Source organism: Pseudogulbenkiania sp. MAI-1 (assembly GCF_000527175.1).
Classification (GTDB): domain Bacteria; phylum Pseudomonadota; class Gammaproteobacteria; order Burkholderiales; family Chromobacteriaceae; genus Pseudogulbenkiania.
In genome coordinates this window covers 2,979,306-2,999,029 of sequence record NZ_AZUR01000001.1, presented here as the reverse complement: position 1 = coordinate 2,999,029, position 19,724 = coordinate 2,979,306, and the positions used below count along the sequence as shown (strand labels likewise).

General features: G+C 66.2%; 16 protein-coding genes. 9 read left to right on the top strand and 7 right to left on the bottom strand.

All coding sequences use genetic code 11. The features are described from left to right. Position 1 precedes the first annotated feature (1 nt). Together PSEMAI1_RS0113990 and PSEMAI1_RS0113985 are read right to left on the bottom strand one after the other, a co-directional pair. Complete coding sequence (locus tag PSEMAI1_RS0113990; protein ID WP_024303486.1) at positions 2 to 976, bottom strand: HlyD family secretion protein; 975 nt, start codon at positions 974 to 976, stop codon at positions 2 to 4. A 135-nt stretch (positions 977 to 1,111) separates the two neighbouring features. Beyond that, entirely contained in the window at positions 1,112 to 2,272 is a 1,161-nt protein-coding gene (locus tag PSEMAI1_RS0113985; protein ID WP_024303485.1) for a sugar diacid recognition domain-containing protein, read from the bottom strand. Positions 2,273 to 2,552: 280 nt separating this feature from the next. Here PSEMAI1_RS0113985 and PSEMAI1_RS0113980 point away from each other — a divergent pair, with 280 nt between their 5' ends. Together PSEMAI1_RS0113980 and pyk are read left to right on the top strand one after the other, a co-directional pair. Beyond that, positions 2,553 to 3,836 carry a glycerate kinase gene (locus PSEMAI1_RS0113980; RefSeq protein WP_024303484.1) on the top strand — a complete coding sequence of 428 codons (1,284 nt, stop codon included), beginning with the start codon at positions 2,553 to 2,555 and terminating at the stop codon, positions 3,834 to 3,836. A gap of 27 nt (positions 3,837 to 3,863) precedes the next feature. Further along, the gene (gene pyk / locus PSEMAI1_RS0113975; protein WP_024303483.1) at positions 3,864 to 5,282 is read left to right on the top strand and encodes a pyruvate kinase; all 1,419 of its coding nucleotides are present in this window, start codon (positions 3,864 to 3,866) and stop codon (positions 5,280 to 5,282) included. A gap of 233 nt (positions 5,283 to 5,515) precedes the next feature. Here the strand turns inward: pyk and PSEMAI1_RS0113970 are convergent, their stop codons facing one another. The 4 genes from PSEMAI1_RS0113970 to PSEMAI1_RS0113955 all read right to left on the bottom strand — a co-directional run bounded on the left by PSEMAI1_RS0113970 (position 5,516) and on the right by PSEMAI1_RS0113955 (position 9,341). Beyond that, positions 5,516 to 7,168 (bottom strand): L-lactate permease, encoded by a 1,653-nt coding sequence (locus PSEMAI1_RS0113970; RefSeq protein WP_036986300.1) that lies wholly within the window; start codon positions 7,166 to 7,168, stop codon positions 5,516 to 5,518. A gap of 233 nt (positions 7,169 to 7,401) precedes the next feature. Beyond that, positions 7,402 to 8,124: a UDP-2,3-diacylglucosamine diphosphatase gene (locus PSEMAI1_RS0113965; protein ID WP_024303481.1), complete on the bottom strand. Its 723-nt coding sequence runs from the start codon at positions 8,122 to 8,124 to the stop codon at positions 7,402 to 7,404. 153 nt (positions 8,125 to 8,277) lie between these two features. Next, positions 8,278 to 8,769: a peptidylprolyl isomerase gene (locus PSEMAI1_RS0113960; protein ID WP_024303480.1), complete on the bottom strand. Its 492-nt coding sequence runs from the start codon at positions 8,767 to 8,769 to the stop codon at positions 8,278 to 8,280. 14 nt (positions 8,770 to 8,783) lie between these two features. After that, positions 8,784 to 9,341 (bottom strand): peptidylprolyl isomerase, encoded by a 558-nt coding sequence (locus tag PSEMAI1_RS0113955; protein WP_051460227.1) that lies wholly within the window; start codon positions 9,339 to 9,341, stop codon positions 8,784 to 8,786. 95 nt (positions 9,342 to 9,436) lie between these two features. Between PSEMAI1_RS0113955 and PSEMAI1_RS0113950 the strand changes: the two genes are divergently transcribed. After that, complete coding sequence (locus tag PSEMAI1_RS0113950; RefSeq protein WP_024303478.1) at positions 9,437 to 9,781, top strand: DMT family protein; 345 nt, start codon at positions 9,437 to 9,439, stop codon at positions 9,779 to 9,781. Positions 9,782 to 9,828: 47 nt separating this feature from the next. Here the strand turns inward: PSEMAI1_RS0113950 and PSEMAI1_RS0113945 are convergent, their stop codons facing one another. Continuing rightward, complete coding sequence (locus tag PSEMAI1_RS0113945) at positions 9,829 to 11,637, bottom strand: ABC transporter ATP-binding protein/permease (protein WP_156943144.1); 1,809 nt, start codon at positions 11,635 to 11,637, stop codon at positions 9,829 to 9,831. A gap of 220 nt (positions 11,638 to 11,857) precedes the next feature. Here PSEMAI1_RS0113945 and PSEMAI1_RS0113940 point away from each other — a divergent pair, with 220 nt between their 5' ends. The 6 genes from PSEMAI1_RS0113940 (at position 11,858) to PSEMAI1_RS0113915 (ending at position 19,723) form a co-directional block, all read left to right on the top strand. Then, positions 11,858 to 12,895, top strand: coding sequence for a cation diffusion facilitator family transporter (locus PSEMAI1_RS0113940; protein ID WP_024303476.1), 1,038 nt, complete (start codon positions 11,858 to 11,860; stop codon positions 12,893 to 12,895). Continuing rightward, the gene (locus PSEMAI1_RS0113935) at positions 12,892 to 13,206 is read left to right on the top strand and encodes a metalloregulator ArsR/SmtB family transcription factor (protein WP_024303475.1); all 315 of its coding nucleotides are present in this window, start codon (positions 12,892 to 12,894) and stop codon (positions 13,204 to 13,206) included. Before PSEMAI1_RS0113940 ends, PSEMAI1_RS0113935 begins: the two co-directional genes overlap by 4 nt. Before the next feature lie 129 nt (positions 13,207 to 13,335). Further along, on the top strand, positions 13,336 to 13,710 hold the full coding sequence (locus PSEMAI1_RS0113930) for a hypothetical protein (protein ID WP_024303474.1): 375 nt from the start codon (positions 13,336 to 13,338) through the stop codon (positions 13,708 to 13,710). Positions 13,711 to 13,800: 90 nt separating this feature from the next. Next, on the top strand, positions 13,801 to 15,045 hold the full coding sequence (locus tag PSEMAI1_RS0113925) for a TolC family protein (protein WP_024303473.1): 1,245 nt from the start codon (positions 13,801 to 13,803) through the stop codon (positions 15,043 to 15,045). Further along, positions 15,042 to 16,547, top strand: a complete 1,506-nt coding sequence (locus PSEMAI1_RS0113920; protein WP_024303472.1) for an efflux RND transporter periplasmic adaptor subunit — start codon at positions 15,042 to 15,044, stop codon at positions 16,545 to 16,547. The genes PSEMAI1_RS0113925 and PSEMAI1_RS0113920 overlap by 4 nt, the downstream gene beginning before the upstream one ends. Next, positions 16,544 to 19,723 (top strand): efflux RND transporter permease subunit, encoded by a 3,180-nt coding sequence (locus PSEMAI1_RS0113915; protein WP_024303471.1) that lies wholly within the window; start codon positions 16,544 to 16,546, stop codon positions 19,721 to 19,723. The genes PSEMAI1_RS0113920 and PSEMAI1_RS0113915 overlap by 4 nt, the downstream gene beginning before the upstream one ends. Position 19,724 lies beyond the last annotated feature (1 nt).

Here is a 19,724-nt window from a genome sequence, read left to right as displayed (position 1 = left end):
CTCATCCTCCCGAGAGGCGCACGTCTACCGGCAGGCCGGGACGCAAAACCGTGGCTTGCTGCGGGGTGGGGACGGCTTCGACCCGGAACACCAGCTTCTCGCGGCTGCCGCGGCTGTAGATCACCGGCGGGGTGTATTCGGCCTGCGCCGCGATGAAGGTCACCGTCGCGGACAGCGGATTCGGACAGCCGTCGCAGGCGACGTCCACCTTGCGACCTGGGCGCAGTTGGGCAACCACGGTTTCCGGCACGAAGAAGCGGATGCGCCGGCGGTCGTCCGGCAGTAGGCTCGCCACCGGCTGGCCGGCCGCCACCCATTCGCCGGGGCGGTAGTAGGTCTCAACGATCTCGCCCCCGGCCGGGGCGCGCACCGATTTCTTCTCCAACTGCCAGCGTTTCTGCGCCGCCAGCGCCCGGGCCGCCTCCAGTTCGGCCTCGGCACTGCGCACCTCGGGCGGGCGGCCGAGCGTGATGCGGGCGCTTGCGAGCTGCTGGCGCAGCGCATCGGCCTGGGCCGCGGCCTGTTCGCGCGCGGCGATCGCCTCGTCGAGCCGTGCCTGCGAGATGAAGCCCTGGCGCGCCAGCGCCCGCTGCTGGCGCAACTGGGTCTCGGCCAGGCGCAGCGCGGCCTCGGCCGATTGCAACTGGGCTTCGACGGCGGCGATTTCCGGCGGCCGGCGCGGCTCCTTCAGGTTCTGCAGCTTCTCTTCGGCCGATTGCACCCGCGCCTCGGCTTCCTCCAGCCCCTGCCGTTCCGGGTCGGGGGCGATGGCGAACAGCGCGGCGCCGGCGCGCACCCGACTGCCGCGTGCGGTGTTCAGCGTCTGCAGGTAGCCGGCGGAGGGCGCGGCGAGGTAGAGGTATTCGCCTTCCACATAACCCTGGTAGGTTCGGTCGTCGTCCTGGCCGCAGGCGGCCAGCAGCAGGGCGAGCACCATCGTTGTCAGCCGCGCTCCGCCTTGCCGAAGCATCCTCATGTTGGCTCCTTCTCTCGGTCGGCCAGAGGGGGGATGCTGTCAGTGTATTACTTTGTCGTGGTCTTGATCAGGGTGGCCGCGCACCGCAACCGGATATGGCGTGCATGGAGGGACAGGCCCGATGCCTGCCGGCGCTCAGCTCGACGACGGGTTTTTCAATTGCAGCGCGACGTACAGCAGCAAGCGGTCGTCGGTGTTGTCGAGGTCCAGCCCGGTGAGTTCGCCGATCTTCTGCAGGCGGTAATCCAGGGTATTGCGATGGATATGCATGGCCTTGGCCGTCGAACTGGGGTGGGTGTTGTTGGCGAACCAGGCCGTCAAGGTTTTGAGCAGCGTGCCGCTCTTGCCGTCGGACGCTTTCAGCCGCACCAGCAACTGCTGCAGCTGCTCCGCCTGCCAGCCGACGTCCAGCCCCGACAACAGCACCGGCAAGCTCAGCTCGTAGTAGGAGAAGAGCTGCCGCTGCGGATCGCGCAGGCGGCCGACGCGGGCGGTATTTTTCGCCGCCTGATAGGACGCGGCCGCCCCGTCCAGGCCGGGCAAGGCCACCCCCATGGCCAGCACCGAGGACTTGCCGAGCTCCTCGTCCAGCACGTCGGCGAGCGCTTGCAGGCGCTTGCGCGCCCGGGTCGAACGCTCGCGGTGGCCCCCCGAGGCGTCGAACGGTTCGAGGAGGGCCAGCTCGCGCGGGTTGATAACGGCCATCAGCAGCGCCGGCCAGTGCGTCGCCAGTTCCGTTTGCACGCGCTGCAAGCGGGACAGCGCCACGTCGGGGCGCTGCATCTCCTCGGCCAGTTCCAGCACGATCACCGCCCGGGTCTGGCGCACGTCGATACCCAGGCGCGCCGCCCAGGCCTCCATGCTGGCGCTGGACATGCCCGACTGCGTGATCAGCTGGAACACGAACTCCTCGCGGTATTTTTTCTCGCGCTGCAGCTCGCCGATGAGCTGAGCTTGTTCCAGGATCATCTCGGCGGTCAGACGCACCAGCTCGCCGAACTGGCGTACCTGCTCGGGCTGTCCGGTGATGCCCACCACCCCGCAGATCTCCCCGCGCACGCTCAGCGGCAGGTTGATGCCCGCCTTGGCACCCGGCAGGTTCGGGATCGCCGCGTCGTCGATTTCGACGGTGCCGGCACGGGCGAGCGCCAACTGGGCACCGGGGTGCAGGTCGCCGATCCGGTCGACGTTCCCGCTCGCGATGATGATGCCGCGCGCATCCATGACGTTCACGCTGAACGGGATGATTTTCATCGCCCGCTCGACGATCTGCTGCGCCAATTCGGAACCGATCATGCTCGTCCTCCCTGTTACCCCGACTGATCCGGCCCACGGGCTGGCCAATATTCCGTGATGGGCATTTGCCCATAAAAATCATTCTAGCACGACAAATTTTCATGCATCTGCACGATGTCTGCCTGGGCTGCCAGTTCTACGATGTCAGGGCGTCGTTTCCCCGGCGCGATGCCGGAGCGGCGCGTACCGGCCCGCATCGTGAACCGCCGGTCGCGTGATGCGGCGGTATCGATCGGGCCTGCTCGCCTGGCCCATGTGCACCTTTAGGAGGATTCATGACATGACGAGCCCCATTCAACCGCGCGAGCTGTTGCAGCGCATGTTCGGCGCCGCTATCGCCGCCGCGCAGCCGGCGCACTGCATCCCGGCGCACCTGCCGGCACCGCCCAAGGGCCGCCTGATCGTCATCGGCGCGGGCAAGGCGTCCGCCGCCATGGCGAAGGCGGTCGAAGACCACTGGCCAGGCCCGCTGAGCGGCCTGGTGGTGACGCGCTACGGCTACCGCGTGCCGTGCGAGCGCATCGAGATCGTCGAAGCCGCACACCCGGTCCCCGACGCCGCCGGGCTGGATGCCGCGCATCGCATCCGCGCGCTGGTGAGCGATCTGACGCCGGACGACACCGTGCTTTGCCTGATCTCGGGGGGCGGCTCCGCCCTGCTGGCCCTGCCGCTCGACGGCATCACGCTGGAAGACAAGCAGGCGGTCAACCGCGAACTGCTCCGCTCGGGCGCCACCATCGGCGAGATGAACTGCGTGCGCCGCCACCTCTCCGCGATCAAGGGCGGGCGCCTCGCTGCCGCCTGCCATCCGGCCAAGGTCGTCACCCTGACCATCTCCGACGTGCCGGGCGACAACCCCTGCGATATCGCCTCCGGCCCCACGGTGGGCGACCCGACCACCTGCGACGACGCGCTCGCCATCGTCCGCCGCTACGGCATCGAGCTGCCGCCCAAGGTCCGGGCGGTATTGGAGAGCGGGCAGGGCGAATCGGTCAAACCCGACGACCCGCGCCTGCAAGGCAGCGAGATCCGCATCGTCGCCACCCCGCAGATGGCGCTGGAAGCCGCCGCGCAGGTGGCACGCGAGGCTGGCATCCGCCCCTACATCCTCAGCGACAGCATCGAAGGCGAGGCGCGCGACGTCGGCAAGGTGATGGCGGCCATGGCACGCCAAGTAGCCTTGCGCAGCGCGCCATTCGAGCCTCCCTGTGTGCTGATCTCCGGCGGCGAGACCACCGTCACCGTGCGCGGCAATGGGCGGGGAGGGCGCAACGTCGAATTCCTGCTCTCGCTCGGCGTCGCGCTGAACGGCCAGACCGGCATCCACGCCCTGGCCGGCGACACCGACGGCGTTGACGGGCAGGAAGAAATCGCCGGCGCCTACTTGGCTCCGGACTCGCTCCAACGTGCCTGGAGCCTCGGCATCCGCCCCAGGGACAGCCTCGACAACAACGATGGGCACGGCCTGTTCGGCGCACTCGGCGACTCCGTCGTCACCGGCCCGACGCTAACCAACGTCAACGACTTCCGCGCCATTCTCATCACCGGCGCGCCGGCGGCCTGAGCGGCTGCTTTACCGAGGGACTTCGACATGTACAGAAAACGCAACGCGAAAATCGTCGCCACTCTGGGGCCGGCGAGCGCCAACCAGGACACCATCCGCGCCCTGTTCGAAGCCGGCGCCGACGTCTTCCGTCTCAATTTCAGCCACGGCAGCCACGCCGACCACCGGCGCAACCTCGAAATGATCCGCGCCATCGAACAGGAAGTCGGTCGGCCGATCGGGGTGCTGATGGATCTGCAAGGGCCGAAGCTGCGCCTGGGCGTCTTTGCCGACGGCCCGGTGCGCCTCGAGGAAGGCGCCGCATTCCGCCTCGATCTCGACAAGGACAAGCCCGGCAGCCAGCAACGCGCGCCACTGCCGCACCCCGAAATCTTCGCCGCGCTGGAAGCCGGCGCTGATCTGCTGGTCGACGACGGCCGCGTGCGCCTGCGGGTGGAGCGTTTCGGCCCCGATTTCGCCGAGACCCGCGTCATCGCCGGCGGCGTGGTGTCGGATCGCAAGGGCGTGAACGTCCCCGGCGTGGTGCTTCCGCTCTCCGCCCTCACCGCAAAAGACCTGGCCGATCTGGAGTTCGGCCTGAGCCTGGGCGTGGACTGGGTGGCGCTGTCCTTCGTGCAGCGCGTCGAGGACATCGTCGAGATCAAGGCCATCGTCCAGGGCCGGGCCGGGATCGTTGCCAAGCTGGAGAAGCCGATGGCCATCCGGAGCCTGGAATCCATCGTCGACCAAGCCGACGCGGTCATGGTGGCACGCGGCGACCTCGGCGTGGAAATGCCGCCCGAGCAGGTGCCGTCGATCCAGAAGCGCATCGTGAAAAGCTGCCGCAAGGCCGGCAAGCCGGTGATCGTCGCCACGCAGATGCTGGAATCGATGATTGCGGCCCCGGTGCCGACGCGCGCCGAAGCTTCGGACGTCGCCACCGCGATCTACGACGGCGCCGATGCCGTGATGCTGTCGGCGGAATCGGCCTCGGGTAAATATCCGGTCGAGGCGGTGCGCATGATGAGCAACATCATCGCCCAGACCGAGGCCGATCCCCATTACCGCCATGCCCTCGATGCGACCCATGCCGCGCCCCGCGCCGACAGCGCCGGTGCCATCGGCGCCGCCATGCGCTGCGCCGTGAGTGCTCTGCCGGTGGCGGCGACGGTAGCCTACACCACCTCGGGCTACTCGGCCCTGCGCATGGCGCGCGAGCGACCGCACGCCCCGATCATCGGCATGACCCCCGAAATGGCTACCGCGCGCCGCCTGGCCCTGGCGTGGAGCGTCTACCCGGTGCTGAGCCCGGCCGTGCTGGACGTGAGCGAGATGAGCGAGCTGGCCTGCGAGACGGCCAAGCAGGAAGGCTTCGGCAAGACCGCCGAGGCGATCGCCATCGTCGCCGGCCTGCCGTTCGGCACGCCCGGCGCCACCAATCTGCTGCGCATCGCGCACATCGGCTGAGGGCGGAGTCCGAGGATCGTTGGCAAATCCTCTCGAGCGTAGCGAGGCTCCCTTGCAGGGCAAGGGCAGGGGGATTGGGAATAGATAGACAGGCTGCGGAATCAATTACTGAAGTGGAGAGGCCCGGCTTTGCCGGGTCCTGTAAAAACGCATCAAAGCACTCTGTCAGCAGCCGGGGCGCCGATGTTGCCATCGGCGCCCCGTTTTCGCCTGGGCGGCGTATCAATCATTCCTTACGGCCACAGCACCAGGGTGGTGAGCGGCGGCACGTAGGCCATTGCGGTGACCAGCAGGCCGACCAGGCAGGCCAGGGCGATCGAGTGGAAGAACACGTAGCGCAGGATGTCCCCCTCCTGGCCGTACAGCTTGGTAGCGGTCGAGGCGACCACGATGGACTGCGCGTCGATCATCTTGCCCATCACGCCGCCGGAGGTGTTGGCCGAGGTCATCAGGATCGGGGACAGACCCAGACGCTCCGCCGTGGTCTTCTGCAGACCGCCGAACAGCACGTTGGAGGCGGTGTCGGAGCCGGTCAGCGCCACGCCCAGCCAGCCCAGCAGGGTGCCGAAGAAGGGGTAGAACACGCCGGTATGGGCAAAGGCGAGGCCCAGGGTGATGTCCACGCCCGAGTAGCGGGTCAGGTAGCCCAGCGCCAGCATGGCGACGATGGTGATCAGCGAATAGCGCAGCGACCACAGGGTCTGACCGAATACCTTGACGATCTCCAGCGGGCGGTAGCCGATGACGAAGGCCGAAATGATCGAAGCGAGCAGAATCCCGGTGCCGGTGGCGGACAGCAGGTTGAGCTTGTAGACGGCGGCTTCGAGGTGCGGCTCGGACACGACCGGCGGCATCTTCTGCACCAGGTTGTGCAGGCCCGGCCACTCGATCTGCATGAAGAACAGGCCATCCAGCGCCTTCTTGAACGACGGCGTGCCCCACAGGAAGACCATCACCGACAGGATCAGCCACGGCAACCAGGCGCGGACCACTTGGCTGCGGGTATAGCCATGGTTGGCGCGCTTCTCGCCGTTGCTGCTGTAGCTGGCGGTGCCGTTGGTCGAAGTCCAGATCTCGGCCGGATGCCACACTTTCAGGAACATCGCGAGTGCCGCCATCGAGCTGACCGAGGCGATCACGTCCACCAGTTCAGGCCCCATGTAGTTGGATACCAGGAACTGCGGCAGGGCGAAGGCCAGGCCCGCCACCAGCACCGCCGGCCAGATCTTGATGGTGTTCTTGAAGCCGCAGAAGGCGCACATCAGCCAGAACGGCACGATCAGCGAGAAGAACGGCAACTGGCGGCCGACCATGGCGGAAATCTGCATCACGTCCAGGCCGGTCACCTTGGCCAGCGTGGTGATCGGAGTGCCGAGCGCGCCGTAGGCCACCGGGGCGGTGTTGGCGATCAGCGACAGGCCCGAGGCGGCCAGCGGCGAGAAACCCAGGCCGATCAACATGGCGCCGGTTACGGCCACCGGCGTGCCGAAGCCGCCGGCGCCCTCGAAGAACGCGCCGAAGCAGAAGGCGATCAGCAGCAGCTGCAGCCGGCGGTCGTTGGTGATGCCGGTGATGCTCTCGCGCAGGATGGTGAACTCGCCCTTACGCTCGGTCAGTTGGTACAGGAAGATCACGTTGAGGATGATCCAGCCGATCGGCAAGAGGCCGTTGGCCGCGCCGTAGAGCGTGGCGCTCATGGCCAAGTCGCTCGGCATGCCGTACACGGCAATGGCGACCAGCAGCGAGGCGACCAGGCCGAGCAGGGCCGCGATATGCGCCTTGATGTGGAAGATGCCCAGCCCGCCCAGCAGCACGAGGATCGGGATGGCGGAGACCAGCGTGGACAACAGCGCATTGCCCAGCGGATCGTAAACGTGAGACCACATGATGTTCTCTCCTGATAGTTGTTTGGGGGCGGCGCCGGTCGTCGCCGGCGTTGGCCCTTTGCGAGCGTCGTTGTCCACGGAAGCTGGACGGTGCTCGCACTCTAATCAGGACGGAACGTGCCGTCATTTGGGGCTTGCCCTTGCGGGTTTACCCTGAAATGGCGTGAAAAGTGGCAAAAAAGTGGCCGAAACGGGCGTTTTCGCCGTTTCGGCCACGCTTTCGAGGGGGGAGGTCAACCCAGCGGATGCGCCGACAGCCCGCTCTCATCCAGCCTCAGATAGCCGCCGCGACCGTCGTGCCAGTCGGCGATCACCCAGCGTTCCGCCGAGTGCGTGCCGTCACTGTGGCGATGTACCGCCGGGCGGTGGGTGTGACCGTGGATCAGCGTCGGCCAGCCGTGCGCCGAGAGCAGCGCGACGATGGCGCTGTCGGTGACGTCGGAAATCGCCGTCAGCCCGCTCGCCGCCTTGCCGGCCTCGCTCATGCCGCGCGCCTGCCGTGCGATGGCATGGCGCTCGGCCAGCGGGCGCGCCAGCATCGCCTGCTGCCACTGCGGGTTGCGCGCCATGGCGCGGAACTGCTGGTAGGGCAGATCGTCGGTGCACTCGGCGTCGCCGTGTACCAGCAGATAAGGCCTTCCATAGGCCTCGATCTGCGCCGGTTCGTTCAGCAAGGTGGCGCCGCTGGCGCGGACAAAGCCCTCGCCCAGCAAAAAGTCGCGGTTGCCGCGCAGCACGTAGAGCGGCGTCGCGGCGGAAAAGTCGCGCAGCACTGCCAGCGTCTCGTCGAGGAACGGCGAGCTATCGTCGTCGCCCACCCACACCTCGAACAGGTCGCCGAGGATGTAGAGTGCATCGATCTGGCCACGCCAGTCGGCCAGCGTGGCGGCGAACAGGCGGTTGAGTTCGGGCACCTCTTCGCAGAGGTGCAGGTCGGAAATGAAATGGATGGCCATAAGCGAAAAAGGCCGCCAGCAGGCGGCCGGAATCTAAGAGCCGCTAACAAAACCCAGCATAGCGGTCTTGGCTAGGCGCGCGGCTGCAGACAGTACAAGTAGTACGGCAAAGCCGCGCAACAACGCCAAGAGGGTTTTGCTAGCGGCTCAGAATCAGATGATTTCAGCCTTGGTGATCACCACCGCTTCCACCGGCACGTCCTGGTGCATGCCGTGACGGCCGGTCTTCACGGCCTTGATGCGGTCGACCACGTCGGTGCCTTCCACCACCTTGCCGAACACCGCATAGCCCCAGCCCTGGGCGCTTTCCGACTTGAAGTCGAGGAAATCGTTGTCGGACACGTTGATGAAGAACTGCGCCGAGGCCGAGTGCGGGTCCGGGGTGCGCGCCATGGCAACGGTATAAGTCTTGTTGGACAGACCGTTGTTGGCCTCGTTCTTGATCGGATCGCGCGTCGGCTTCTGCTTGAAGTCGGCGTCGAAGCCGCCGCCCTGGATCATGAAACCGTTGATCACGCGGTGGAAGATGGTGCCGTCGTAGTGGCCGTCCTTGACGTACTGCTCGAAGTTGGCGGCGGTGATCGGCGCCTTCTCGGCGTCCAGTTCCAGCACGATGTCGCCAAAGGTGGTGGTCAGTTTGATCATTAGTCTTGTCCTAATCAGGGTTTCAGGATGGCTTTCTGGATGACGATCGGCTCGAACGGCACATTCTCATAGCCGTTCATGTAGCCGGTGCGGGTCTTGGCGATGCGGTTCACCACATCCATGCCCTTGCTCACTTTGCCGAACACGGCATAGCCCCAGCCTTGCGGCGTGGACGATTGGTAATTCAGGAAGTCGTTGTTGGCGACGTTGATGAAGAACTGCGCGGTGGCCGAGTTCGGATCGTTGGTGCGCGCCATGGCGATGGTGCCGATGTCGTTCTTGAGGCCGTTGTTGGCCTCGTTGGCGATCGGCGCGCGCGTCGGCTTCTGCTGCAGCTTGGCGTCGAAGCCGCCGCCCTGGATCATGAAGCCGTCGATCACGCGGTGGAACACCGTGCCGTTATAGTGGCCGGCCTTGACGTAGGCCACGAAGTTGTCGACGGTCTTCGGCGCCTTGGCCGAATCCAGCGTGATCTCGATGTTGCCCTTGTTGGTGATCAGTTCCACCACCGGCGCCGCCAGCGTGGAAAAGGGCAGGGCCGCCAGGGCCAGACAGGTCAGCAAAGATTTCATGATGCTCCGTTCGGGAAGAATCGTGCAATTTCGCGGCGCCCCGTGTGGGGTAGAATCGCGCCTTTAATTAAATATCTTACCACGAGCCTTCACCGATGCCTTCCCCGCTGCTCTCCACCGTCTTGCTGCTGATCTGCTCCAACGTCTTCATGACCTTCGCCTGGTATGGCCACCTCAAGGACCTGAGCGCCAAGCCCTGGTACCTGGCGGCGATTGCCAGCTGGGGCATCGCGCTGTTCGAATACCTGCTGCAGGTGCCGGCCAACCGCATCGGTTTCGGCAGCATGACGCTGCCGCAGCTCAAGATCCTGCAGGAAGTCATCACGCTCTCGGTGTTCGTGCCGTTCGCCATGTTCTACATGAACCAGCCGTTCAAGTGGGACTTCGTCTGGGCGGCACTGTGCATGGTCGGTGCGGTGTACTTCATGTTCCGCGGCTGAGCGCACTGCTGCATGGCGGCGGGAATGGCGCTGATGGGCGCTGTTTCTCACGCCACCACGTTTCTCACCCCGGTCGCCAATGCCTGCAGTTCCCAGCGGCCGCCGCCGGTCAGCGTCAGTTCGGTGTGGTGGAAGGCGCGCAAGGTGCTGCGATGGCCGACGCTGATCACCATGGTCTGCGGCAGGGCCTCCTGCAGCAGCCGGTACAAGGCGGCCTCCTGATCCTCGTCCATGGCCGAGGTCGCCTCGTCCAGGAAAACCGCATCCGGCCGGTTGAGCAGGATGCGCCCGAACGCGAGGCGCTGCTGCTCGCCCAGCGACAGGATATGCGACCAGTCTTGCTCCTGGTCCAGCATGTCGATCAGGTGGCCCAGCCGGCATAGGGTGAGCACCTCGCGGGCCCGGCCGTCCTGATCCGGAATACCGGGGTAATGAAGTGCGTCGCGCAGGGTGCCGAGTGGCAGGTACGGCTTCTGCGAGAGGAAGAGGGTGTCCAGGCCATCCGGTTTGCTGACCTTCCCCTCGCCGTAGGGCCACAGGCCGGCGATCGAGCGCAACAGCGTGGTCTTGCCGCAGCCCGAACTGCCGCGCACCAGCAGCGGCTGGACCGAGGCGATATCGAGGCTCAGGTTGGCGACCAGCAGCGAGCCGTCTGGCTTGGTCAGCGTCAGGGCGTTCAAGCCCAGGCGTTCACCAGCCGTATCGATGCTGGGCCGTGGCAGGCTATCGGCCGCGTCGATGGCGTCGAGAAAGCCCGTCAAACGATTGAGCACGGCACGGTAATCGGCGAAGTTATCGTAGGACGCGCGGAAAAAAGACAGCGCATCCTGCACCTGGTTGAAGGCATTGGCCGTCTGCATCATGTCGCCGAGCGAGATCTGTTTGGCCAGAAAACGCGGCAACTGCACCAGCAGGGGAAACACCACCGCCGCCTGGCTGATGGCGAGGTTGAAGCCGGACAGCTTCAGGGTCCGGTGGACGATGGCCCAGACGTTCTTGATCACTTCTTCAAACTGCCGGGCGAAATGCTTGCGCTCCACCGCCTCGCCCCCGAAAAAGGCGACGCTCTCGTTGTATTCGCGCAGGCGGACCAGCGCGTAACGGTAGTTCGCATTCAGTTTCTCGTTGAGGAAGCTCAGCCCGATCAAAGGCCGCCCGACCTTGAAGGCGAACAGCGTGGCAACCAGCACGTAGCCGTAAGCCAGCCAGACCATGGCGCGCTCGATATGCAGCCCGAAGACCGCCAGCGGACCGGACAGTCCCCAGAGGATCGTCGTGAAGGCGATCAAGGAAACGACCGCGTTGACCAGCCCCATCGACAGGCTGAGCGAACTGCTCACGAAGCTGGCCACGTCTTGCTGGATACGCTGATCGGGGTTGTCCGCGGGCTGGTCGACGTATTGCGCGCGGTAATAGGCCTGCTGACCGAGCCAGCGCTCGACCAGTGTGTCGTTGAGCCAGACGCGCCAATGAATCTGGAGCGATTGACTGACGTAGTAATCCAGCAAGGCACGGCCGACATGCACGGTGGCCAGGACGCCGAATATGCCTACGAAGTACCAGGCGGCGGAAGCCTCCAGCTTTTGCAGGGCGCTATAGAAGCCGTTGTACCAGAACGAGAACAGCACGTTCATGCGTACCGCAAACAAGGTCAGCAGCAAGACGAGCATCAAGACCAGGATCGGGCGCCAGCTTCGGGCCGGCTTGAAGTAGGAGCCGGTCAATTGCCAGAACTGTCGTCCCCAGGACGTATAGCGTGCCAGCAGGGTGGCAACGACGGTAATCGCCACCAGTGAACACGCGAATGCCTTGGCGAGCCAGATCACGCTGCCCATCAGTTCGTGTGACCAGTTCATCGAAATCCTTCCGGGGTGGGTATGGGGAGCGAGTTTACACGAGGCATCGTGGTGCGGCAGGGGGGACGGCAGCCCCTGTATCCCTTGTCCAGCCAGGGGAGGGGTTCCGGAAACCCTGACAGACGGCCCGCTTGCTCACGAGACAGACACCGCTCCGCCTTGACATTAAATATATGAACACGTATTTATATATTAATGCCAAATCAACCCGGAGCATGCCATGCCGCATTCGCATGAGGGCCACGACCATTCGCATTCCCACGCGCCAACGGTAGGGGACGACAATCAGCGCAAGGTGCTGGTCGCCTTTCTCATCACTTTCGGCTTCATGATCGTCGAGGCCGTTGGCGGCTGGCTGTCCGGTTCGCTGGCCTTGGTGGCGGATGCCGGCCACATGCTGACGGACGCGGCGGCCCTCGCCCTGGCCTACGGCGCCTTCCGCTTCGGCAGGCGGGCGGCCGACGCAAAGCGCACCTTCGGCTACATGCGCTTCGAGGTCATTGCCGGGCTGATCAATGCCATCACCCTGTTCGGCATCGTCATCTGGATTGCCATCGAGGCCATCAACCGTTTTCGCCATCCCGGCGAGGTGCTCGCCGGGCCGATGTTCGTCGTGGCGGCGCTGGGGTTGCTCGTCAATCTCCTGGTGTTCTGGATCCTGACGCGCGGCGATAGCGAGCACGTCAATATCAAGGGCGCGGTGCTGCACGTGCTGGGCGACCTGCTGGGCTCGGTGGCCGCCATCAGCGCCGCCATCGTCATCTACTTCACCGGCTGGACACCGATCGACCCGATCCTGTCCATCTTCGTCTCGCTGCTGATCCTGCGCAGTGCCTGGTCGCTGCTGCGCGGCTCGCTCCACATCCTGCTCGAAGGCGCGCCGGACAACGCCACGCCGGAAGACATCGAACGCCATCTCAAGCAAGCCCTGCCGGAGCTGGCGCATGTCCGCCACGTCCACGTCTGGTCCATCACCTCGGGCCGGGTGCTCGCCACGCTGCACGTGCAGCCCCAGCCCGGTGCCGATCTGCGCGCGGTGGTCCGGGCCGTCGAGGCGGAACTGGTGACGCGCTTCGGCATCGCCCACGCCACCGTTGCCATCGACTGGCCCGATACGGAGCAGGGCGCCTGCTTCATGGGTTCCCATGGCAATGCCGCCCATCGGCACCACCACGATCACGACGACCATGAGCACGGCGATCACGCCCACGGCGAGCAAGCCGATCATGACCATTGCCAGCAAGGACACAAGCATTGAGCCGCCTTTCGCCCCCGTCCCCAGCCGACACCATCGTGCTGGCGGAAACGTTCCGCCTGCTGGGCGACCCGACGCGCCTGCGTATCCTGTTCTTCTGTCTCGACGCGCCGCGCTCGGTCGGCGACATCGCCCAGAGCCTCGAGCTGTCGCAACCGCTGGTGAGCCACCACCTGCGGCTGCTGCGCGGCGCCCGGCTGGTGCGCGGCCACCGCCAGGCTAGGCAGGTCTTTTATGAACTGGCCGACAAGCACGTCAGCGGCATGCTGGCCGACATGGCGCATCATGTCGCCGAGGAGCATGCCGACGAGTGAGAGGGGGAGAGGCTTGCCAGCAACCGTGGCGTGGAAAAGATCTCCCGGATTCCGTCGGCATGGTGTATGGTGAAAAGAACTCCACCTGAATGCTGCGGGTGCCCCGTTTTCTGCTTATAATCGCTCGCCATGAAACTGCTCCGGCTGATCCTCGTCCTGCTGTTGACCCTGGCGCTTCCCTTCGCCGGGGCGGCGGCTGTCGACGTGCCGTCGAGCAGTCCCTGTCCGATGCAGTCGGACATGAGTCACCCCATGGTGATGCCGGCGGGGCACGACTGCTGCCAGATGGGGACCGATGGTGATGCGGCGGGCTCCTCGTCGAAAGCCAAATCGTCGAGCCCGTGCAAGTTCGGGCAGGACTGCAAGCTCGGTCAGGTCTATTCGCCCGCTCTCGCTTCCGTCGCCTTCCAGACGCTGCCGGCTACCCCGGTCATTGCCGTTCATCCCGACTCCGTAATGTCTTCCCATGACCCGTCCGGGTTGTGGCGCCCCCCTCAGCTCTAACTCCGTTTGACGTCTCGGACCCACGCGATTTTCCGCGCTTGGGTTGCTGTCGTGCGCTGTTGCGCACGGGTCACTCCATGGAGTTAGAACATGCCCCCTCGCTGGATGCGATTACCCCTGCAGCTCTCGCTGGCAGGGCTGGTCGGCCTTGCCCAGGCCGCACCGCTCACGTTTAACGCGGCACTCGATCAAGCCGAAAACACTTCCCCGGCCCTCGCCGCCCAACGCGCGCAAGTCGGCGCCGCCCAATCGGCCGCCATTCCGGCCGGCGCCTTGCCGGACCCCAAGCTGTTCGTCGGGGTCGATAACTACCCGGTGTCCGGGCCGATGCGCGGCTCGCTGACCCAGGACTTCATGACCATGCAGAAGGTCGGCGTGATGCAGGAGTTTCCCAACGCCGACAAGCGCCGGGCACGGGTCGAGGCGGCCTCGGCCGAGATCGCGGTGGCCGAGGCGCAAAGCCGGACGGCTCGCCTCAAGGTGCGGCGCGAGGCCGCGCTCGCCTGGCTCAACCGTTACGCCGTGGAGCGCAAGCTGGCGCTGTTCGCCGACCTCGAGCGGGAGAACCGGCTGCTTGCCACGGCGGTTCGGGCGCAGATTGCGTCAGGCCGCGCCCAGCCTGCCGATGCGGTGATGCCGAAGCAGGAGGCCGCCCAGCTGGCCGACCGGCACGATGACCTGGTGCGCGATCTGGCCAAGGCGAATGCCGAGCTGCGCCGCCTGATCGGCTCCGCGGCCGATGAACCGCTGGCGGGTGCCCCCCCGGCGTTCAACCTCGATGCCGGCACCTTGCGCCAGCGCCTTCACCGTCACCCCGAACTGCTGGCTTTTGGCGCCGAGACGCGCAAGGCTGAGGCCGAAGTGCGCGAAGCGGTGGCGATGAAGAAGCCGGACTGGGGGGTGGAGCTGGCCTACCAGAAACGTGGCGCCCAGTTCGGCGACATGGTGTCGCTGCAGTTCACCTTTGACCTGCCGCTTTTCAGCAAGACACGCCAGGACCCGGCCATCGCCGCCAAACAGCAGGAACTGGCCAGGATCGATGCCGAGCGCGAAGCGATGCTGCGCGATCATGCCAACGAACTGGACAGTGACTTGGCGGATTACGCCGCACTCGGCCAGCAGGTGGAGCGAGTCCACCTCGAATGGCTGCCGCTGGCCCAGCAGAAGGTCGACCTGGTCACGGCCAGTTACCAGGCGGGTAGGGCGGATCTGACGACCGTTCTCTCCGCGCGGCGTGAGCTGATCGAGCAACGCTTCAAACTCATCGAGCTGGACTACCAGCGTACCAGCACCGCCGCCCGGCTCTACTTCGCCTATGGGGAGAACGCCCAATGAACAAGCCGCAATACAAACTCGTCGTCCTGATGGTGGCCGTGGCGCTGGCCAGCGGCAGCGGGGGCTACTGGCTGGCCCGGCAGGGCCAGACCGACCACGCGGCCGCGACCACGGCGGCCGGCGCCACGAAAGACGGCCGCAAGGTGTTGTACTGGTACGACCCGATGGTGCCGAACCAGCACTTCGACAAGCCGGGCAAGTCGCCTTTCATGGACATGCAACTGATGCCCAAGTACGCCGACGAGGGAGGGGAGACGGCCGGTGTCAAGATCGATCCCGGCGTGGTGCAGAACCTGGGTATCCGGCTCGCCACGGTCGAATCCCAAACCCTGGCGGACGCGGTCGACGCGGTGGCGACCGTCGGGTTCAACGAACGGGAGGTCGCCGTCGTCCAGGCGCGCAGCCCCGGCTTCGTGCAACGGGTGTATGCCCGCGCTCCGGGCGACGTGATTCCGGCCGGCGCCCCCATCGCCGACCTGCTGGTGCCGGAGTGGGCCGGCGCCCAGCAGGAATACCTGGCCCTGCTCAAAACGGGCGACAAGGCGCTGGCCAGCGCGGCCCGGGAGCGCCTGCGCCTGACGGGGATGCCGGAAGCGCTGATCCAGCGCGTCGAGCAGACGGGTATGCCGCACTCCGTCGTGACTATTTCGGCCCCGGTCGGCGGGGTCATTCAGGAATTGGACGTGCGCAGCGGCATGACCGTCGGCATGGGCATGACGCTGGCCAGGATCAACGGCCTGGGCAGCGTGTGGCTGGAAGCGGCCATCCCCGAAGCACAGGCCGGTCGCGTCCGCACCGGCCAGCCATTGGAGGCCCGGTTGACGGCCTACCCCGGAGAGGCCTTCAAGGGCAAGGTCATCGCGGTGCTGCCGCAAGCCAACACCGATAGCCGGACCCTGCGCGTCCGTATCGAGTTGCCCAACCGGGACGGCCGGCTCAAGCCGGGCATGTTCGCGCAGGTGCGTCTCGAGGCGGGAACGGGCAAACCGGCGATCGTGGTGCCTTCCGAAGCCATCATTCGCACCGGTACGCGAGTGGTCGTACTGCTCGCCGCCGACGGAGGGCATTACCAGCCAGTCGAGGTGCAGATTGGCCAGGAGTCCGGCGGCAAGACCGTCGTGCTCAAGGGGCTGGAGGCGGGGCAAAAAGTGGTGGCCTCCGGCCAGTTCCTGATCGACTCGGAGGCGAGCCTGAAGGGCGTGCTGGCCCGGCTGGAAGGGGGCTCGGCTTCCGCGATGACCGCTCCCCAGCCTTCCGGCGAGAAAACCGCCGCGCTCAACCAGGCGACTGGCAGGGTCGAATCCATCAAGGCCGGCGAGATCACCATTTCGCACGGGCCGGTCGCCTCGCTCGGCTGGGGGGCGATGACCATGACCTTCAAGCTCGCCAAGCCCGAACTCACCGCCGGTCTGAAGCCCGGTGACAGCGTCGCTTTCGGCTTCTCGCAAAGTGACGGCGATTTCGTGGTGCAGCAGCTCAGCAAGACGGGAGGCGGGCAATGATTGAGAAACTCATTCGCTGGTCTGTTGCCAACCGCTTCCTGGTGGTGCTCACGACCCTGTTCGTGGCGGCCTGGGGCGTGTGGGCGGTCAAGAGCACGCCGCTCGATGCCTTGCCCGACCTGTCCGACGTGCAGGTCATCATCCGCACCAGCTACCCGGGGCAGGCGCCGCAGATCGTCGAGAACCAGGTCACCTATCCGCTGGCGACCACCATGCTGTCGGTGCCGGGCGCCAAGACGGTGCGGGCTTACTCGTTCTTCGGCGATTCCTTCGTCTACGTGCTGTTCGAGGACGGCACCGATCTCTACTGGGCACGCTCGCGCGTGCTGGAGTACCTGAACCAGGTGCAGGGCCGGCTGCCCGCGGCGGCGAAGGCGTCGCTGGGGCCGGACGCCACCGGTGTCGGCTGGGTCTACGAGTACGCGCTGGTGGACAGGAGCGGCCGGCACGACCTCGCCCAGCTGCGCAGCCTGCAGGACTGGTTCCTCAAGTTCGAGCTGAAGAGCCTGCCCAACGTGTCCGAGGTGGCTACCGTCGGCGGCATGGTGAAGCAGTACCAGGTGGTGCTCGACCCGCTGAAGCTGGCGGCTTACCGCATGCCGCAGAGCAAGGTGATGGCGGCGATCCGGCAGGCCAATCAGGAAACCGGCGGCTCGGTGCTGGAACTGGCCGAGACCGAGTACATGGTGCGCGCCTCCGGCTATCTCAAGACGCTGGACGACTTCCGCGCCATTCCGCTCGGGGTGTCCCAGGCCGGCGTGCCGGTGACACTCGGCGACGTCGCCACGCTCCAGCTCGGTCCGGAGATGCGGCGCGGCATCGGAGAGCTCAACGGCCAGGGCGAGACCGTCGGCGGCGTGGTGATCCTGCGCTCCGGCAAGAACGCGCACGAAACCATCGCGATGGTCAAGGCCAAGCTGGCCGAACTCAAGTCCAGCCTGCCGGCGGGGGTGGAGATCGTGCCGACCTACGACCGCAGTCAGTTGATCGACCGTGCCGTGGACAACCTCAAGGACAAGCTGATCGAGGAGTTCATCGTGGTGGCGGTGGTGTGCGCGGTGTTCCTGTGGCACCTGCGCTCGGCGCTGGTGGCGATCGTGTCGCTGCCGCTCGGCATCCTGATCGCCTTCATCGTGATGCGGGAGCAAGGCGTCAACGCCAACATCATGTCGCTCGGCGGCATCGCCATCGCCATCGGCGCGATGGTCGACGCGGCGGTGGTGATGATCGAGAACGCCCACAAGCACATCGAAACCTGGCGGCACCAGCATCCGGGCGAAACACTGCATGGCGAGGCGCACTGGCGGGTGATGACGGAGGCGGCGGCCGAGGTCGGGCCGGCGCTGTTCTTCTCCCTGCTGATCATCACCCTGTCGTTCATCCCGGTGTTCACGCTGCAGGCGCAGGAAGGCCGGCTGTTCGGGCCGCTGGCGTTCACCAAGACCTACGCGATGGCCGGTGCCGCCGGCCTGTCGGTGACGCTGATCCCGATCCTGATGGGGTACTGGATCCGCGGCCGCATCCCGGACGAACACCAGAACCCGCTCAACCGCTGGCTGATCCGCTGCTACCGGCCCTTGCTCGACGCGGTGCTGCGCCGTCCGAAGACGACGCTGGTCGTCGCCGGCCTGGCGCTGATGACCACGCTGTGGCCGGTGACCCGGCTCGGCGGCGAGTTCATGCCGCCGCTCGACGAGGGCGATCTGCTGTACATGCCGTCGGCGCTGCCGGGGCTGTCGGCCGCCAAGGCGTCCGAGCTGTTGCAGCAGACCGACCGGCTGATCAAGACCGTGCCCGAGGTGGCGAGCGTGTTCGGCAAGGCCGGCCGCGCCGAGAGCGCCACCGACCCGGCGCCGATCGAGATGTTCGAAACCACCATCCAGTTCAAGCCGCGCGACGAGTGGCGGCCGGGCATGACCCCGGAAAAGCTGGTGGAGGAGCTGGACCGCGTGGTCAAGGTGCCGGGGCTGTCGAACATCTGGGTGCCGCCGATCCGCAACCGTATCGACATGCTGGCGACCGGCATCAAGAGCCCGATCGGGGTCAAGGTGTCGGGTACCGATCTCGCGGCGATCGACCGCGTGGCGCAACGGGTGGAGCAGGTCGCGAAGCAGGTTCCCGGCGTCAGCTCCGCGCTGGCGGAACGGCTGACCGGCGGCCGGTACGTCGACGTCGACATCGACCGGGCCGCCGCCGCGCGTTACGGCCTCAACATCGCCGACGTCCAGGCCGTGGTGGCGTCGTCCATCGGTGGCGAAAACATCGGCGAAACCATCGAGGGGCGCGCACGCTACCCGATCAACGTGCGCTACCCGCGTGAACTGCGCGACTCGCTGGAGGGGCTGCGCCAACTGCCGATCCTGACCGACATGGGCCAGCAGATCACCCTGGGCACGGTCGCCACCGTCCGCATCAGCGACGGCCCGCCGATGCTCAAGAGCGAGAACGCCCGGCCGTCGGGCTGGGTGTACGTCGACGTGCGCGGACGCGATCTGGCCTCGGTCGTCGCCGATTTACGTGCCGACATCGCCCGGCAGGTCAAGCTGGAGCCCGGCATCAGCCTCGCCTACTCGGGGCAGTTCGAGTACCTGGAACGCGCCAACGCCCGGCTGAAACTGGTGGTGCCGGCCACGCTGCTGATCATCTTCGTGCTGCTCTACCTGACCTTCCGCCGGCTGGACGAGGCGGCGCTGATTATGGCGACCTTGCCGTTCGCGCTGGTGGGCGGGGTGTGGTTCCTGTACCTGGCGGGCTACAACCTGTCGGTGGCCACCGGCGTCGGCTTCATCGCGCTGGCCGGGGTGTCGGCCGAATTCGGCGTGGTGATGCTGCTGTACCTGAAGCAGGCGGCGGCCGAGCGGCAGGAGCACGGGCTCAAGCTGGATGAGCACATGCTCGACCAGGCGATCCGCCAGGGCGCGGTACTGCGCGTGCGTCCCAAGGCGATGACGGTGGCGGTGATCCTGGCCGGTCTGTTGCCGATCCTGATCGGCAGCGGCACCGGCTCCGAGGTGATGAGCCGCATCGCCGCGCCGATGGTCGGCGGCATGATCACCGCGCCACTGTTGTCGATGTTCGTGATTCCGGCGGCGTATCGGCTGATGCGCGCCAAGAAGCAGCCATCTCAGGCACTGCCTGAAACAACCCTTGTTAGCCAATCCGTTCAGGAGAAATGAT

What these genes read in the sequence shown, in the direction of transcription:
- PSEMAI1_RS0113930 (WP_024303474.1), top strand. Translation starts at nt 13,336, where the DNA reads ATGAAACTGCTCCGGCTGATCCTCGTCCTGCTGTTGACCCTGGCGCTT.
- PSEMAI1_RS0113940 (WP_024303476.1), top strand. Translation starts at nt 11,858, where the DNA reads ATGCCGCATTCGCATGAGGGCCACGACCATTCGCATTCCCACGCGCCA.
- PSEMAI1_RS0113990 (WP_024303486.1), bottom strand. Translation starts at nt 976, where the DNA reads ATGAGGATGCTTCGGCAAGGCGGAGCGCGGCTGACAACGATGGTGCTC.
- PSEMAI1_RS0113915 (WP_024303471.1), top strand. Translation starts at nt 16,544, where the DNA reads ATGATTGAGAAACTCATTCGCTGGTCTGTTGCCAACCGCTTCCTGGTG.
- PSEMAI1_RS0113970 (WP_036986300.1), bottom strand. Translation starts at nt 7,168, where the DNA reads ATGTGGTCTCACGTTTACGATCCGCTGGGCAATGCGCTGTTGTCCACG.
- pyk (WP_024303483.1), top strand. Translation starts at nt 3,864, where the DNA reads ATGTACAGAAAACGCAACGCGAAAATCGTCGCCACTCTGGGGCCGGCG.
- PSEMAI1_RS0113920 (WP_024303472.1), top strand. Translation starts at nt 15,042, where the DNA reads ATGAACAAGCCGCAATACAAACTCGTCGTCCTGATGGTGGCCGTGGCG.
- PSEMAI1_RS0113950 (WP_024303478.1), top strand. Translation starts at nt 9,437, where the DNA reads ATGCCTTCCCCGCTGCTCTCCACCGTCTTGCTGCTGATCTGCTCCAAC.
- PSEMAI1_RS0113980 (WP_024303484.1), top strand. Translation starts at nt 2,553, where the DNA reads ATGACGAGCCCCATTCAACCGCGCGAGCTGTTGCAGCGCATGTTCGGC.
- PSEMAI1_RS0113925 (WP_024303473.1), top strand. Translation starts at nt 13,801, where the DNA reads ATGCCCCCTCGCTGGATGCGATTACCCCTGCAGCTCTCGCTGGCAGGG.
- PSEMAI1_RS0113985 (WP_024303485.1), bottom strand. Translation starts at nt 2,272, where the DNA reads ATGATCGGTTCCGAATTGGCGCAGCAGATCGTCGAGCGGGCGATGAAA.
- PSEMAI1_RS0113960 (WP_024303480.1), bottom strand. Translation starts at nt 8,769, where the DNA reads ATGATCAAACTGACCACCACCTTTGGCGACATCGTGCTGGAACTGGAC.
- PSEMAI1_RS0113965 (WP_024303481.1), bottom strand. Translation starts at nt 8,124, where the DNA reads ATGGCCATCCATTTCATTTCCGACCTGCACCTCTGCGAAGAGGTGCCC.
- PSEMAI1_RS0113945 (WP_156943144.1), bottom strand. Translation starts at nt 11,637, where the DNA reads ATGAACTGGTCACACGAACTGATGGGCAGCGTGATCTGGCTCGCCAAG.
- PSEMAI1_RS0113955 (WP_051460227.1), bottom strand. Translation starts at nt 9,341, where the DNA reads ATGAAATCTTTGCTGACCTGTCTGGCCCTGGCGGCCCTGCCCTTTTCC.